Below are 13867 nucleotides of genomic sequence, written 5' to 3' on the forward strand. Positions count from 1 at the left end.
TGCGCATGCCCATTCAAACGGTGCGCGTCTTTTTCAACGGACTGCTCACCTTGGCCTACCCCTTGGTGATTTTGGGCGGCCTCTACTGGGGTTCACCCCGCATGGTGGCTTTGCTGTTGCTGGGCATGCTGCTTTTGCGGCGCTGGGCCAACACCATGCACTTGCTGCGCACCCTGGGGGTGGTGGACAAGGTGGTGTTTGCTGCCTTGGTGGCGCACGCCCTGTGGGCCAGCTGGAGCGGCAGCGAGTTGTGGGTGCGCCTATACCCCTGTGCTGTCACGCTGAGCTTGTTGGCGGTGTTTGCCCGCTCGTTGTATACGCCGCAAAGCATGGTCGAGCGCATCGCTCGCCTGTCTGAGCCTGATCTGCCAACCCAAGCCATTGCCTACACCCGTGCGGTGACACGGGTGTGGTGCGGTTTCATGGCGTGCAATGCGGCGGTTTCGTTGTGGACGGCGTTGCAGGCGGATCGCGCCATTTGGGCTATTTACAACGGTGGTATTTCCTATGTGCTGATGGGCCTGCTCTTTGCGGGCGAGTGGTTGTACCGCCGCCGATACATTGCACGCGCTGAGCTCAAGGAGCGGGCGTGAGTGCATACATCCCTTTGCAGGCTTTGCTGGCGCAAGGCCGCGACCCCGATGCTGTGGTGGGGCACGATGGCCAGCGCTACTGGTGCTGGCGTGATTGGCAAGCCCATGTGGCCTATTGGTATGCCGTGTACACACAGAGTCCTGCACAACGTTGGTTGCTGGTAGAGCCCCGTTTGCTGCCTTTTAGTGCCCAGTTCATGGCCTTGTTGCACGCAGGCAAACAGGTGCTCATACCCCCCAATGCCTTGCCTGGCACAGTGCAGTCGCTGGCAGGGCAGTTTGATGCCCTTAGTCCGTTAGACCCTTCAGCAGAGGCATGGGCCGCGGATGTGCACGCGCCTATTCCTGCGTGGCAGCCGCTGGGTGCAGAGCAGTTGTCCGTCACGCTCTACACATCGGGCAGCACAGGCAGCCCCAAAGCCATCGTCAAAACCTTGGCCCAGCTCAGCACGGAGGTGGGCATATTCCATGCCTTGTGGGGCGATGGGCCAACGGACACGCTCAGTGGAGGCCTGCTTGGCAAATCGGTGGTGGGCACGGCCCCGCACCAGCATTTGTATGGTTTGAGCTTTCGCGTGCTATGGCCCTTGGCCGCGGGCGTACCCACCGATGGCGTGACTTGCACCGACCCGCAAATGCTGCTGCAGCGCCTAGCGGTGTGGGGGCCTAGCGTGCTCATCTCCAGCCCAGCCCAGCTCTCGCGCTGGCCAGACTTGATGCCCATTGCCGCCTTGCAGCCGTTGCTGACCCATGTGCTCTCTGCGGGTGGGGCATTGCCAGCATCTGTGGCTGCCACCCTTGCCCAAGGCTGGGGTCAAGCACCACTGGAGGTGTATGGCAGCAGCGAAACTGGGGCCATTGCTTGGCGCCGCCAAGCCCTGCAGGATGTCAATGACGCCCACCATCCCCAAGCGTGGAACCCCCTGCCGGGCATGCAGGTGCAGGTCGATGCCGAGGGTGCTTTGCTGCTCCATTCCCCCTTGGTAGAAGGCCCACACCCTTACCGCATGGACGATGCGGTGGAGTTGCTGCCCGACCAGCGGTTTGTGCTCAAAGGGCGCTTGGATCGCACCATCAAGTTAGAGGAGAAGCGACTGTCCTTGCCCGATATGGAAGCCAAACTGGCGCAATACCCCGGTGTACGGGCTGCTGCAGTGGTTTTACTCCCTGCCACGGCCGGTACACGCCCGGTGCTGGGGGCCGTCCTGCAGTGGGAGTCCCCCACCTTGGCAACGCTGGTCTTGCGCCAAGCCTTGCGCGCCTATTTGGACCAGTACTTTGACCGCGTTCTGCTGCCTCGTCGTTGGCGTTTTGTAGACCAGCTACCGTACAACGAGCGCGGCAAAATCCCCCCTGCAGCCTTACTGGCCTTGTTTGACCATGAATCCTGAAACCTTGCTCTTGCCCCAATGGACGCTGACCGAGCGCATAGAACAACCCGATGGCGCGCTGGTGGCGGTGCGTCTGTCGGTGCCGGTGGATCCGTCGCTGGAGCATTTTCGTGGCCACTTTCCGGGCTTTCCGGTGTTGCCGGGGGTAGTGCAGATCGATTGGGCTGTGCGTTTGGCGCGCCATTTTTGGAACTTGCCTACCAAACACTTTCGCAGCATGGACAGCATCAAATTTCTCAGCCCTGTACTGCCTCCCATGGTGTTGGAGCTGCGCTTGGACTGGCACGCAGCCCAGCACAAACTGGCCTTTGCCTACAGCAGCGCCGACAAGGTGTACTCCAGCGGGCGTTTGTTGTGGGGTGTTGCATGAGCTGGCGTGGCTGTATCGTCATCCCCATCTACAACCACGGTGCCAGCATAGGCGGCACGGTGCAGCGTTTGCTGGTGCATGGCTTGCCCATCATCATCGTCAACGATGGCAGCAACGCGGCCACCTGCGCGGTGCTGGAGGGCTTGCAAGCCCAGCATGCCCAGAGCGCCCAACTCACCGTGCTGCACCTGCCGCACAACCAAGGCAAGGGCGCAGCGGTCATGCATGGCATGCAGCACGCATTTGCGGCAGGCTTTACGCATGCGCTGCAGATCGATGCGGACGGCCAGCACGACTGCGCCGATGTGCCACGCTTTGTCGCTACTTCGCAGGCCGAACCGCAGGCGGTGGTGTGCGGCCAGCCGATTTACGACCAATCCATTCCCAAAGGCCGCTTGTATGGGCGCTACATCACGCATTTTTGGGTCTGGGTGGAAACGCTGTCTTTCGCCATTGCCGACTCCATGTGCGGCTACCGCCTCTACCCACTGATGCCTACCTGCGCGCTGCTGGCCAAGCAGCGCATTCCCACGCGCATGGACTTTGATACCGCCATCGTGGTGCGCTTGGCATGGCGCGGTTTGCCTGTGCGCAACCTGCTCACACGGGTGACGTATCCGCCCGATGGTGTGTCGCACTTTCGCATGCTGCAAGACAACTGGCGCATTAGCTGCATGCACACCCGTTTGGTAGCGGGCATGCTGCTGCGCCTGCCGCTATTGCTTTGGCGTAAATGCAGCAAAGGGGCCGTGGGAGCATGAAGCCTGCCGCTGACCACAGCCCCAGCAGCCCGCACTGGGCTCGCATGGCCGAGCGCGGCAGTGCGCTGGGTCTGCGCCTGCTGATGCTGTGCCAACGTATGCTGGGTGTGCGCGCCACCATGGCGGTGCTCTACCCGGTGGTGCTGTACTTTTGGTGCACGGCCCGCGTGCCACGCCAAGCGTCGCTGCAGTTTTGGCAACGGGTGGATGCCATGCAAGGCCATACCGTGCAACGGGGCTGGGCCGCGCGCTGCCGTGCTGGCTGGCGCAGCTACCAGCACATGCTGGCCTTTGCCCGCAGTGGCGTGGACAAGCTGCGCGCCTGGCGCGACGGAGTGCCAGCCAGCGAAGTGGTGCTGGCCGATCCGGCACTCTGGCAGCGCCTGCTGGCGCAGACAGCGCAGGGCCAAGGCGCGCTGCTGATCGGCGCACACTTGGGCAACTTGGAAATGCTGCGGGCTATAGCCACGCGCGAGCACAAGGTAGTGGTCAACGCCGTGGTGTTCACCGAGCACGCGGTGCGCTTTAACGCCATGCTGGAGGGTGCCCACGAGGGCTTTGCCCTGAACCTGCTGCAAGTGCGCTCCATGGGCGCAGACACAGCCATCTTGTTGCGGCAAAAAATAGAACAGGGCGAGCTGGTAGTCATTGTGGGTGACCGCACCCCACCGTTTGACAACGGCCGTGTGGTGAAAGCCCAGTTTTTGGGCCAGACTGCCGCCTTTGCCCAAGGGCCTATGGTGCTGGCCCATTTGCTGGAGTGCCCGGTGTATTTGTTCTTTGGCTTGCGCGAAGGGGCCAGCGTGCGCGTGGTGCTGGAGCCTTTTGCCCAGCAGGTGCAGTTGCCGCGTGCTGGCCGCGATCAGGCGCTGGCGCAGTGGGTGCAGCGCTATGCCGATAGGCTGGGCCACTACGCCTTGCAGTACCCCCAGCAATGGTTCAACTTTTTTGATTTTTGGCGGACCCCATGACGCAACTGTTTGCCGAGGTAGAGCTGGAAGTACCGTTTCACGACATCGACGTGATGGACGTGGTCTGGCATGGCCACTACGTCAAGTATTTCGAGATAGGCCGCTGCGCCTTGCTGCGCCGTTTGGATTACGACTACCCGCAGATGCGCGAGTCTGGCTACGCCTGGCCAGTGGTGGACTGCCAGTTGCGCTACGTGCGCTCAGCCCGCTTTGGCCAGCGCTTGGTGGTACGTGCCACCTTGCAAGAGTACGAAAACCGCCTGCGCATTGCCTACGAGGTGCAAGACCAAGCCAGCGGCGAACGCCTGACCAAAGGCCAAACCATCCAAGTGGCGGTGGACATGCGCAGTGGCGAGCTGCAACTGGTCAGTCCCACCGTGCTGCTAGAGCGGGTGCAGGCATTGCTGCAGGGGGCACCATGATCCATTTTGTAGACCGAATAGTTTTTCAATCGGTGGCTCCTGCTGCTTTGGCGCACTCGCAGCCCGTCATGGGCCGTCGCCAGAGCGTGGCCTTGCTGGGGCTGGTTGCCTTGGGTTTGCTGGGTGGCCCAGTGGCCCAAGCGGCTGAGGGCGATTTGCTAGCGCAAATCCGCAAGCAATTGGCCCGTTACGGCATGGTGCAAGCGCGCTTTGTGCAACTGCGCCAAATGGCCGCGCTCAAGCGCCCGCTGCAGAGCAAAGGCTTTTTTGTCTTTTCCCAGGCCGATGGGCTGTTTTGGCAGCTCGAATCGCCGGTGCGCATGGGCTACTGGCTGACTGATCAGCGCATGGTTGAGGTGGATACCGCTGGTGTGCGCAAAGAGCGTTCTGCCCGCGATAACCCGGCTTTGGGGCAAGTGGGCAAGGTGATGCGGGCGTTTTTCAGTGGCGATGTGGCGGCTGTGCAGGACTTTTTTGACATCAAGGCCAGCGGCACTGTGGCTCGTTGGAGCCTGCAGCTCAGCCCCAAGCAGCCCGCTGTGGCGCAGTTGTTCAAAGGCCTTGCGGTGTCGGGTGGGGCGTATTTGGAGCTGATCCAAATCGACGAGCAATCGGGCGATAGCACCATCCTGACACTGAGTGAGCACACCGTGCTCGATACCTTGCCGCGCGACAAATTGCAAACCCTGCTAGGCGGTGCTGCGTGAAGCCCATGCAGGTGGTGGGCAGCGTGTTGCGCAGGGTAGCGCTGTGGTGGTGGGCGCGCAGCTTGCGCCAGCGTGCGGTGCTGTGGCTGCTGCTATTGGCGGCGCTGGTGTGCATGGGCTTGCTGCAGTGGCAGCAGCAGCGCCAAGCGGGCCGCAGTGCGGTGCAAACCGACATACTGGCTTTGTTGCCTGCTACCGAACGCAACCCAGTGGCCGAACGGGCCATAGAGCAATTGGCCGGGCTTACCGCGCAGCGCGTGGTGTTTTTGCTCGCAGCGCCGGACGATGCGGCCGCCATAGCGCGGGCGCGCCAGTTTGCCAGCGCACTGCGCCAAGCCGATGGCGGCGCCACCGCGTTCAGCCAGATCACGGTGGATGTGCCCGCGCCCGATATGGCGCAGTGGCAAGGCTGGCTGCAGCGCTACCGCTTCCAACTGGCGCAGGGCGATGCCTTGCACAGCACAGACTTGCTGTCCCGGCTGCAGCAGCGTCTACTCAGCCCGGTGGATGCGGCGACCAATGCGGGCTTGGGGCTGGCGCTCGATCCCTTTGGCTCGTTGCAGCCTTGGTTGCAAGGGCTGCCGCTCAATAGCCTGCGCTTGCAAGCCCAGCAAGGCGTTTTACTGGCCCGTAGCGACGATCAGACTTGGGTGCTGGTGGCTGCGCAGATAGCCGGTTCAGCGTATGACAAAGCGGTGGATCAGGCGGTGTACCACGCTATTGAGCAGGCCCGCAATGCCACGGCAGCAGGGCCGCTGCTGCAGCTAGGGGCGGTGTTGTACGCCCATGCCGCCCGCACCCAGGCCGAGCGCGATGTGGACTTCATCGGCGCCCTGTCCACGCTGGGCATTTTGGCCATGCTGTATGCCTTTTTTCGCTCGCTGCGACCTCTGTGGTGGGCGCTTGTGTCGGTGGGCTTTGGGGTGGGTTTGGCCTATGTGGGCACCGTGGCGGTATACGGGCAGTTGCACCTCATCACGCTGGTGTTTGGAGCCAGCCTGATTGGGGAGGCGGTGGACTACGCCATCCAATACTTTGCCGCCCACTTGGAGGCCGACAAACAGTGGAACGCCGAGCAGGCTATCCGTGCTATGGGGCCTGGCCTCACCACCGCTTTGGGAACCAGTGTGCTGGGCTATGGGGTGCTGTGGCTCATGCCGTTTGCTGGTTTGTCGCAAATCGCTTGCTTTGCCATGCTGGGTTTGCTGGGGGCATGGCTCACGGTGGGCTTGTTGTTGCCGTTTGCCATGCAGCGCCCCAGCCAGCGCCGGGTGCATGCCTTGCACCAGTGGCAGATGCGCTTGTTGCAGTGGTACCGCCAGCGTTTAACTGCCCGCACCGGGGCGGTGGTGGCAGGGCTGCTACTGCTGCTGGCTGCTGGGGGCTGGATGCGGGTGCAGGTGGACGACGATGTGCGCCAGCTCATCGCCATGGATGCTGATTTGTCCCAGCAAGAAGCGGCCATCCGCCGCCTGACCGGCTTTGACAACAGCAGCCAGTTTTTCTTGGTGCAAGCGCCCGATGTAGAGCAACTGCTGCAAACTGAAGAGCGGCTGCGCGCTGCGCTGCGCCCGTTGCAGCAAGCCCTGCAGCTAGGGACCGTGCAGGCGGTGTCGGCCTTTGTTCCATCGCAGCGCAGCCAGCACAGCTCTGAGGCGTGGTGGAGTCAGCAGGTGCTGTCTGCTGCGGGTGCCTTGGAGTCCACCTTGGATGCAGCCGGGCTGCAAGCCGACATAGCCCCGGCATTGCGGCGCGACTTTGCCGCCGCGCAGGGGCAGTCCCTGACGGTGGCGCAGTGGTTGGCCTCACCCTTGTCGGCACCTTGGCGTCACCTTTGGATGGGGGCGCAGATGGGGCGTGGTGATGGCGCTGGTGGCTATGCCAGCTTGGTGCTGCCCAGCGGTGTGCAAGACGCCCATGCCTTGCAAGCCCTGGCCCAGCAAGTGCCCGGGGTGCAGTGGGTGGACAAGCCGCGCAGTGTGAGTGCCCTGTTTGCGCACTACCGCCAGTGGGCCATGCTGTGGCTGCTGGGCGTGCTGGTGCTGGTGTATGGCTTGCTGGCGTGGCGCTATGGGCGCTACCCGGCTCTGGCCATTGTGCTGCCCACCATCGTGGCGTTGGGGGTGGCGCTGGGTGCTTTTGGTTGGTTGCAACTGCCACTCACGCTGTTTGGTGTCATGGCCTTGCTGTTGGTGCTGGGGGTGGGGGTGAACTACTCCATCTTTTTGTACGAATACGCCAGCCACAGTGCGGTCAGTTTTGCGGGGGTGCAACTGTCTGCGGCCACCACGCTGCTGTCCTTTGGTTTATTGGCCGCCAGTTCCTTTCCAGCATTGGCGGGGTTTGGTTTGTCGATAGCCACAGGCGTGGGCAGCGCGGTGCTGCTTTCGCCGTGGACGTTGGGGCTGATGGCGGCCCATCGGTTTCAGGAGCGCCCATGATGGTGTGTCTTTTCCAGATGCCAAGCGCAGCGTGGCGATGGGTGAAGGGGGCTGGTTTGTGTGCCCTTGCTTTTGGGCTGTTGGCGTGCAGCACCGTAGGCGGCATTGGTGGAGCCAATGGTGCAGATAGGCTTGCGTGCATGCCCCTGACTGTGGGGGTGCAATACTGCTTGCGCCCGCCAGCCGATGCCACTGGCTTTGAGGTGCAGCAGCAAGTGCTGGTGCGCAGCCCGGCTTTGCAAGAGACCGCTTTAGCCCAGCTAGAAAATACCGATACCCAGTTTGTAGTGGCCTTGTTCAGCCCCTTGGGGCCCAAGCTCATGCAAGCCCAATGGGCGCCGCCGCGTTTGGCCCAAGAGCAACCAGCGGGCTTGCCCGTGACGGCGGGCCTGTTGGCCGCTCTGGTGCAAATGGCCTTGTGGCCCAGTGCCAGTGTGCAGGCTGGACTGCATGGCGCGCATACTTGGGTGGATGAGCCGGGTCGGCGCCAGTTGTGGGTGGGTGGCAGGCTGTGGCTGGATGTGCAGTACAGCGGTCAATTGCCCACGCCCAGTGCCTTGCAGATTCGATTGCCCGTGCATGCCCTGGAGATGCACATCAACACTTTGCCCTGATTTGCGATGAGTTCACAAGCGTATTACTTGCCAGCGTTGGGAATGGTCAACGCCCTAGGGGCTGATGTGGCCGCTATTGCCCAGCGTCTGTTTGCAGTGGATGCGGCTAGCCACAGCCCGGCTGCCCAAACCCAGATGGTGCAAGAGTCTGGCTGGCTGCCCCAGGGCTTGGCCCGAGTAGGCAAGGTGCAGGCCGCATTGCCTGCCATCGAACCGCGTATGGCGCATTGGGCCAGTCGTACCAACCAACTGCTATTGGCTGCAGCACAGCAAATAGATACCGTGGTGCAGCAAGTCCTGCGCAACCATGGTGCCCACCGCGTTGCGGTACTGGTGGGTAGCAGCAATTCGGGCGTGGAAGAAGCCAGCCAAGCGGTGGCCCAAGCAGGCGTTGGCCAAGTGTTGGGAGCTCACTACCACTATGCCCAGCAGGAGCTGGGTACTCCCGCACTGCTATTGGCCCAGCACTGGGGATTGCAAGGGCCTGCCTACTCCATTTCTACCGCGTGCACCTCCAGTGCCAAGGTGTTTGCTGCCGGGGTACGCTTGCTTGATGCAGGTCTGTGCGATGCCGTGGTCTTGGGTGGGGCAGATGGCTTGGCACGCATGACGGTGTCAGGTTTTAGTGCCCTCGAATCGACCAGTACCGATCTGACCAACCCCATGAGTGCCCACCGTGCGGGCATCAATATCGGCGAAGGTGCGGCCCTGTTTGTTCTGAGCAAGCAGCCCGCAGCAGTGCAACTGCTGGGGGTGGGTGAGAGCAGTGATGCGCACCACATATCGGCCCCGCATCCACAAGGGCGGGGCGCTGAACAGGCCATGCGCGCGGCCTTGCAGCAAGCGGGTTTGTCGCCAGAGGAAGTGGACTACCTCAATCTGCATGGCACGGCTACACCCAAAAACGACAGCATGGAAGCGCAGGCCGTGGCACGGGTGTTTGCGCACGGTGTAGCTGCCAGCAGCACTAAGCCACTGACGGGCCATTTGCTGGGTGCAGCCGGGGCTACCGAAGTGGGCTTGTGCTGGTTGGCTTTGCAGGCTGGCCGCTTGCCAGTGCATGTGTGGGATGGTTGCCCCGATACTGAACTGCCTGTGCTGGACTTGGTGCAGGCAGGGCGTTCATTTAGTCGTCAGCAAGGGCGGGTGTGTATGAGCAATTCGTTTGCGTTTGGGGGCAACAATGCCTCGGTGTTGATTGGAGATGCCCGATGAGGGTAGAAGATTTGTTGCCGCACCGCGGTACTTTGCTCTTGCTAGACCGTTTGGTGCAGGTGGATGCCCACCACGCCTTGGCCATGGTGGATGTGTCCTCGCCCGAGCGTGCCAATGCGTGGTACCAAGACCAGCAAAACCAACAAGACCAACCCGGAACCATGCCTGCGTGGATAGGCATTGAGCTGATGGCCCAAGCCATTGCCTTGCATGTGGGGTGGGTCAAAGCGCAGCAGCAATTGCCGCCCCAAATGGGCGTGCTGCTGGGCACCCGCAGCTACCGCAGCCGCGTACCCTCCTTTAGCGGGGTGCTGCAGGTGCGCGCCGAGTTGGAGTTTCTCGACACCAGTGGTTTGGGGGCTTATAGCTGTTCTATATTGCAGCAGGGTCAGGTGCTGGTAGAGGCCAGTATCAAGGTGTACGAACCCGACGATTTCCAGGCCTTTTTGGCCCAACACAGCAACAGTCCAGCATGAGTAACAGAAGAGTTTTGGTCACGGGGTCTAGCCGTGGTATTGGCCGCGCTATCGCTTTGCGCTTGGCGCAAGATGGCTTTGCACTGACTATCCATTGCCGCGCGTCGGTAGACGAAGCGCATGCGCTGGCTGCGCAGATCGTGGCCGCTGGTGGTGTGCAACCCCAGGTGCTGCAGTTCGATATTTGTGACCGCGAAGCCGCCCGCAGCTTGCTGGAGCAAGATGTGGCAGCCCACGGCGCTTACTACGGCATCGTGTGCAATGCTGGGGTGACGCGCGACAACGCATTCCCTGCGCTGGAACCCGAGGACTGGGACATCGTGCTGGACACTTCCTTGGATGGTTTTTTCAACGTGGTGCACCCTTTGGTCATGCCCATGGTGCGGCAGAAAAAGGGCGGGCGCATTGTCACCATCGCCTCGGTGTCGGGTGTAATGGGCAATCGGGGGCAGGTGAACTACAGCGCGGCCAAGGCTGGGCTGATAGGCGCTACCAAGGCGCTGGCGGTGGAGCTGGCTACGCGCAAAATCACCGTTAACTGTGTAGCACCGGGCTTGATTGCCACGGACATGACCGAAGACCTACCGCTTGATGAAGCGCTGCGCATGGTTCCCATGAACCGGGTGGGCCAAGCTGAAGAGGTTGCTGCTGCGGTGGCTTTTCTCATGTCCGACCAAGCTTCTTACATCACCCGCCAGGTACTGGGTGTAAATGGAGGCTTGGTGTGACCCGCCGGGTGGTCGTGACTGGCATGGCGGGCATTACCGCCTTGGGGCAGGAGTGGAGCGCTATTCGCACCCGCTTGCAGCAAGGCCGCAACGCGGTTCGCCGTATGCCTGAATGGGACTATGTGGAGGCGTTGCACACCCGTTTAGGCGCGCCTGTGGATGACTTCGTGGTGCCTGCCCACTACCCGCGCAAGACGGTACGCTCCATGGGGCGCGTGTCGCTGCTGGCCGTGCGCGCCAGTGAGATGGCATTGCAGCATGCCGGTTTGTTGGGCGATGAGCGCATTGCCGATGGGCGCATGGGCGTGGCCTATGGCTCCTCGGCTGGCAGTATGGAGCCTGTCAAAGCATTTGGTCACATGCTGGAAAACGGCTCTATGCAAGGCGTTTCCTCGACCAGCTACATCCAGATGATGGGGCATACCACAGCGGTCAATATTGGTCTGTACTTTGGGTTGCAGGGGCGGGTCATTCCCACTTCCAGCGCCTGCACTTCGGGCAGTCAGGGTATTGGTTATGCCTACGAAGCCATCCGCTTTGGGCGTCAGCGCATGATGCTGGCTGGTGGCGCTGAGGAGTTATCAGCCCCCAGCGCTGCGGTGTTTGACACCCTGTTTGCTACCAGTACACGCAATGAGGAGCCCGCCCTCACACCGCGTCCGTTTGACGCTGGGCGCGATGGTTTGGTGGTGGGCGAGGGTGCAGCCAGTTTGGTGTTGGAAGACTACGAGCATGCACGCGAGCGTGGCGCTTCCATCTTGGCTGAGGTGGTGGGTTTTGCCTGTAACAGCGATGGTCGTCACGTGACCCAGCCTGAAGCCAGCACCATGGCCTATGCCATGCGTGCAGCCTTGGCCGATGCAGGGCTGTCGGCCCACGACATTGACTACGTGAGTGCCCACGGCACAGCCACTGACCGCGGCGATGTGGCCGAATCGCACGCTACCCATGCAGTGCTGGGGGATGGTGTCCCCATCAGTTCTATGAAGAGTTACCTAGGGCACACGCTGGGCGCATGTGGTGCTATCGAGGCCTGGTGGACTATTGCCATGATGCGCGATGGGTGGTTTGCTCCCACCATCAATTTGCACACACCCGATCCCGCTTGTGCGCCCCTGCGGCACCTGTTACCAGAGGGGTTGGCCTTGCAAGCGCAGCATGTCATGAGCAACAACTTTGCCTTTGGTGGCATCAACACCTCGCTCATTTTCAAGCGCTGGGAGAACTGATGACACAGCCAGCACGACATTTGCGACGCGTGGCAATCACCGGCATGGGCATAGTCTCGTGCTTGGGCAACGATTTGCAGACCGTGAGTGCCAGTTTGCGCGAGCAGCGTTCGGGCATTGCGTTTGTGCCCGAATATGCCCAGAAGGGTTTTTTAAGCCAAGTGGCAGGGGTGCCCGATACCAGCGCATTGCCTGCCGTGGCGCGCAAATGGAGCCGCTTTATGGCCGCCCCCGCGCTCTATGCTTACCATGCGTGTAGCAGTGCCTTGCAGGATGCAGGTATACAGCCTGAGCAGCTGCGCCACCCCAAGGCTGGTGTAGTGGTGGGGTCGGCAGCATGCTCGTTTGCTGAGTTCACGCAGATGCTGGACACCCTGCACAGCAAGGGAGTGCGTAAGGTGTTGCCTTATTCGGTGCCGCGCATCATGAGCAACTCCGCCTCGGCGGTACTCTCTACTATGCTGGGCATGCAAGGCATTAGTGTGACGGTGGCATCGGCTTGCGCTAGCGCGGGGCATGCGCTGGGTATGGCTGCAGACTTGATCCGCTGTGGACGGCAAGACATTATTCTCTCTGGCGGTAGCGATGAGGTGGCATGGACTATTACGCTGCCTTTTGACGCCATGGGTGCCTTGGCCACAGCGCGCAAAGACAATACGGCTTCGCGCCCCTATGACGCCCAGCGTGATGGCTTTGTCATCGCTGGGGGGGCTGGTGTACTGGTGCTCGAAGAAATGGAGCATGCTCGCCGCCGGGGCGCACGCATTTATGCCGAATTGGCCGGGGTGGGTTACAGCAGCGACGGGGTGGACATGATCAGCCCCAGTCCACAGGGGGCTGCCCAAGCCATGCGCGATGCCTTGCAGGATGCCGATTGCGCCTCCCTGCAGGAGGTGGACTACATCAACGCACATGGAACCTCTACCCCCATAGGGGATGTGAGCGAGTTGCAAGCCATAGGTCAGGTGTTCGGTGCACAGATGCCGTTGATCTCGTCCACCAAGGGTTTGAGTGGGCATTCGCTCGGTGCGGCGGCAGCGCATGAATTGATTTACAGCTTGCTCATGTTGCAAGAAGGATTCATTGCTGGGTGCGCGCATGTAGAGCAGCTCGACCCGGCTTGTGCTGATTACCGTCTCTTGCTGCAAAACCGTGCCCAGCGCATCCATACGGTGATGAGCAACAGCTTTGGCTTTGGTGGCACGAACGTGAGTTTGCTGCTGCGTCGACTGGCGCACTAGCAGAGTTCTGCACTGAAGGGGCAACGCATGCATTACCAGCGCTACTCGGCTCCTGAGGGGGTAGAGGTGCAAATAGCGCTGGCCTATATGCCGCCGCTAGAGGCCTTGCCTTTGCCTCAGCGCCGTCAAGCGCAAAGCCATGCTGCCCGCCAGATGGCGCGCTGGTTGCTATCCGAGAGTTACCCGTCCGTGGCTCCTGATGCTTGGGGGCTGGAGGGCGGGGGGCGGCATGTGCTGCGGGTGGTGGCCCCCATGCGGCTTTCCATCAGTCTCTCGCACCGCGATGGCTGGTTGGCTTGTGCTGTGAGCAAACTGCTGCGTGTGGGTATCGATATCGAACGCTATCCAGCGCCTAGCTTGGCGGATGAACAAACATGGCCGCTGTATTTGCATGCGCAAGAACAAATCCAAATGGCGCAACTCCGTGCCGAAGAGCGCTCCTTGCAAGCGATGCAGCTATGGTGTCGCAAAGAAGCGTGGCTCAAAGCCAGTCACTGTGCACATGCCATCGGTATGGAAAGCGTGCTGGTGCAATCTGATGGATCGGTGGCGGCTGTACCCGCTACTCCGAGCCACCCGGCTATACCGCGTTTAGACACAGCAGCATGGCCGCTGCCACTGTGCCATGTGGGTGCCCACAACCAAGGTGACGGCATTAGCGCTGTGCTGGCCTTGGCGTGGGGCTGAGTGGTATGGAGTGGGTGTAGC

General features: G+C 61.6%; 15 protein-coding genes. All 15 read left to right on the top strand.

What is annotated here, in order from left to right; genetic code table 11:
- The first annotated feature begins 5 nt into the window (after positions 1-5).
- Genes KIK84_RS00285 through KIK84_RS00350 form a run of 15 tightly spaced genes read left to right on the top strand, consistent with a single transcriptional unit; the run spans position 6 to position 13846 of the window.
- Positions 6-593, top strand: a complete 588-nt coding sequence (locus KIK84_RS00285; protein WP_214120989.1) for a COG4648 family protein — start codon at positions 6-8, stop codon at positions 591-593.
- A complete protein-coding gene (locus KIK84_RS00290; RefSeq protein ID WP_214120990.1) occupies positions 590-1984 on the top strand; it encodes an AMP-binding protein in 1395 nt (464 codons plus the stop codon). The genes KIK84_RS00285 and KIK84_RS00290 overlap by 4 nt, the downstream gene beginning before the upstream one ends.
- Entirely contained in the window at positions 1974-2354 is a 381-nt protein-coding gene (locus KIK84_RS00295; RefSeq protein WP_214120991.1) for a 3-hydroxyacyl-ACP dehydratase FabZ family protein, read from the top strand. The genes KIK84_RS00290 and KIK84_RS00295 overlap by 11 nt, the downstream gene beginning before the upstream one ends.
- On the top strand, positions 2351-3115 hold the full coding sequence (locus KIK84_RS16875) for a glycosyltransferase family 2 protein (RefSeq protein ID WP_349815883.1): 765 nt from the start codon (positions 2351-2353) through the stop codon (positions 3113-3115). Before KIK84_RS00295 ends, KIK84_RS16875 begins: the two co-directional genes overlap by 4 nt.
- Positions 3112-4086, top strand: a complete 975-nt coding sequence (locus KIK84_RS16880) for a lysophospholipid acyltransferase family protein (protein WP_349815884.1) — start codon at positions 3112-3114, stop codon at positions 4084-4086. The genes KIK84_RS16875 and KIK84_RS16880 overlap by 4 nt, the downstream gene beginning before the upstream one ends.
- Positions 4083-4508 carry an acyl-CoA thioesterase gene (locus KIK84_RS00305; RefSeq protein ID WP_214120992.1) on the top strand — a complete coding sequence of 142 codons (426 nt, stop codon included), beginning with the start codon at positions 4083-4085 and terminating at the stop codon, positions 4506-4508. Before KIK84_RS16880 ends, KIK84_RS00305 begins: the two co-directional genes overlap by 4 nt.
- Complete coding sequence (locus KIK84_RS00310) at positions 4505-5215, top strand: LolA family protein (protein WP_214120993.1); 711 nt, start codon at positions 4505-4507, stop codon at positions 5213-5215. The genes KIK84_RS00305 and KIK84_RS00310 overlap by 4 nt, the downstream gene beginning before the upstream one ends.
- A gap of 5 nt (positions 5216-5220) precedes the next feature.
- On the top strand, positions 5221-7656 hold the full coding sequence (locus KIK84_RS00315) for an MMPL family transporter (protein WP_250207707.1): 2436 nt from the start codon (positions 5221-5223) through the stop codon (positions 7654-7656).
- Positions 7653-8270, top strand: a complete 618-nt coding sequence (locus KIK84_RS00320; RefSeq protein ID WP_214120995.1) for a DUF3261 domain-containing protein — start codon at positions 7653-7655, stop codon at positions 8268-8270. The genes KIK84_RS00315 and KIK84_RS00320 overlap by 4 nt, the downstream gene beginning before the upstream one ends.
- A 6-nt stretch (positions 8271-8276) precedes the next feature.
- Positions 8277-9485 (top strand): beta-ketoacyl-[acyl-carrier-protein] synthase family protein, encoded by a 1209-nt coding sequence (locus KIK84_RS00325; RefSeq protein WP_214120996.1) that lies wholly within the window; start codon positions 8277-8279, stop codon positions 9483-9485.
- Positions 9482-9961 (top strand): hotdog family protein, encoded by a 480-nt coding sequence (locus tag KIK84_RS00330; protein WP_214120997.1) that lies wholly within the window; start codon positions 9482-9484, stop codon positions 9959-9961. Before KIK84_RS00325 ends, KIK84_RS00330 begins: the two co-directional genes overlap by 4 nt.
- The gene (locus KIK84_RS00335) at positions 9958-10689 is read left to right on the top strand and encodes a 3-ketoacyl-ACP reductase FabG2 (protein ID WP_214120998.1); all 732 of its coding nucleotides are present in this window, start codon (positions 9958-9960) and stop codon (positions 10687-10689) included. The genes KIK84_RS00330 and KIK84_RS00335 overlap by 4 nt, the downstream gene beginning before the upstream one ends.
- Positions 10686-11918, top strand: coding sequence for a beta-ketoacyl-ACP synthase (locus KIK84_RS00340; protein WP_214120999.1), 1233 nt, complete (start codon positions 10686-10688; stop codon positions 11916-11918). The genes KIK84_RS00335 and KIK84_RS00340 overlap by 4 nt, the downstream gene beginning before the upstream one ends.
- Positions 11918-13159 carry a beta-ketoacyl synthase N-terminal-like domain-containing protein gene (locus KIK84_RS00345; RefSeq protein ID WP_214121000.1) on the top strand — a complete coding sequence of 414 codons (1242 nt, stop codon included), beginning with the start codon at positions 11918-11920 and terminating at the stop codon, positions 13157-13159. The genes KIK84_RS00340 and KIK84_RS00345 overlap by 1 nt, the downstream gene beginning before the upstream one ends.
- A 27-nt stretch (positions 13160-13186) precedes the next feature.
- Positions 13187-13846 (top strand): 4'-phosphopantetheinyl transferase family protein, encoded by a 660-nt coding sequence (locus KIK84_RS00350; RefSeq protein WP_214121001.1) that lies wholly within the window; start codon positions 13187-13189, stop codon positions 13844-13846.
- The last annotated feature ends 21 nt before the right edge of the window (positions 13847-13867 follow it).

This window comes from Curvibacter sp. CHRR-16 (assembly GCF_018474005.1).
GTDB lineage: Bacteria > Pseudomonadota > Gammaproteobacteria > Burkholderiales > Burkholderiaceae_C > Allorhodoferax.

Bases quoted from the DNA above. Each gene is read 5' to 3' on its own strand.
- KIK84_RS00285 (WP_214120989.1), top strand. From the start codon at position 6: ATGCCCATTCAAACGGTGCGCGTCTTTTTCAACGGACTGCTCACCTTG.
- KIK84_RS00295 (WP_214120991.1), top strand. From the start codon at position 1,974: ATGAATCCTGAAACCTTGCTCTTGCCCCAATGGACGCTGACCGAGCGC.
- KIK84_RS16875 (WP_349815883.1), top strand. From the start codon at position 2,351: ATGAGCTGGCGTGGCTGTATCGTCATCCCCATCTACAACCACGGTGCC.
- KIK84_RS16880 (WP_349815884.1), top strand. From the start codon at position 3,112: ATGAAGCCTGCCGCTGACCACAGCCCCAGCAGCCCGCACTGGGCTCGC.
- KIK84_RS00305 (WP_214120992.1), top strand. From the start codon at position 4,083: ATGACGCAACTGTTTGCCGAGGTAGAGCTGGAAGTACCGTTTCACGAC.
- KIK84_RS00310 (WP_214120993.1), top strand. From the start codon at position 4,505: ATGATCCATTTTGTAGACCGAATAGTTTTTCAATCGGTGGCTCCTGCT.
- KIK84_RS00315 (WP_250207707.1), top strand. From the start codon at position 5,221: ATGCAGGTGGTGGGCAGCGTGTTGCGCAGGGTAGCGCTGTGGTGGTGG.
- KIK84_RS00320 (WP_214120995.1), top strand. From the start codon at position 7,653: ATGATGGTGTGTCTTTTCCAGATGCCAAGCGCAGCGTGGCGATGGGTG.
- KIK84_RS00325 (WP_214120996.1), top strand. From the start codon at position 8,277: ATGAGTTCACAAGCGTATTACTTGCCAGCGTTGGGAATGGTCAACGCC.
- KIK84_RS00330 (WP_214120997.1), top strand. From the start codon at position 9,482: ATGAGGGTAGAAGATTTGTTGCCGCACCGCGGTACTTTGCTCTTGCTA.
- KIK84_RS00335 (WP_214120998.1), top strand. From the start codon at position 9,958: ATGAGTAACAGAAGAGTTTTGGTCACGGGGTCTAGCCGTGGTATTGGC.
- KIK84_RS00345 (WP_214121000.1), top strand. From the start codon at position 11,918: ATGACACAGCCAGCACGACATTTGCGACGCGTGGCAATCACCGGCATG.
- KIK84_RS00350 (WP_214121001.1), top strand. From the start codon at position 13,187: ATGCATTACCAGCGCTACTCGGCTCCTGAGGGGGTAGAGGTGCAAATA.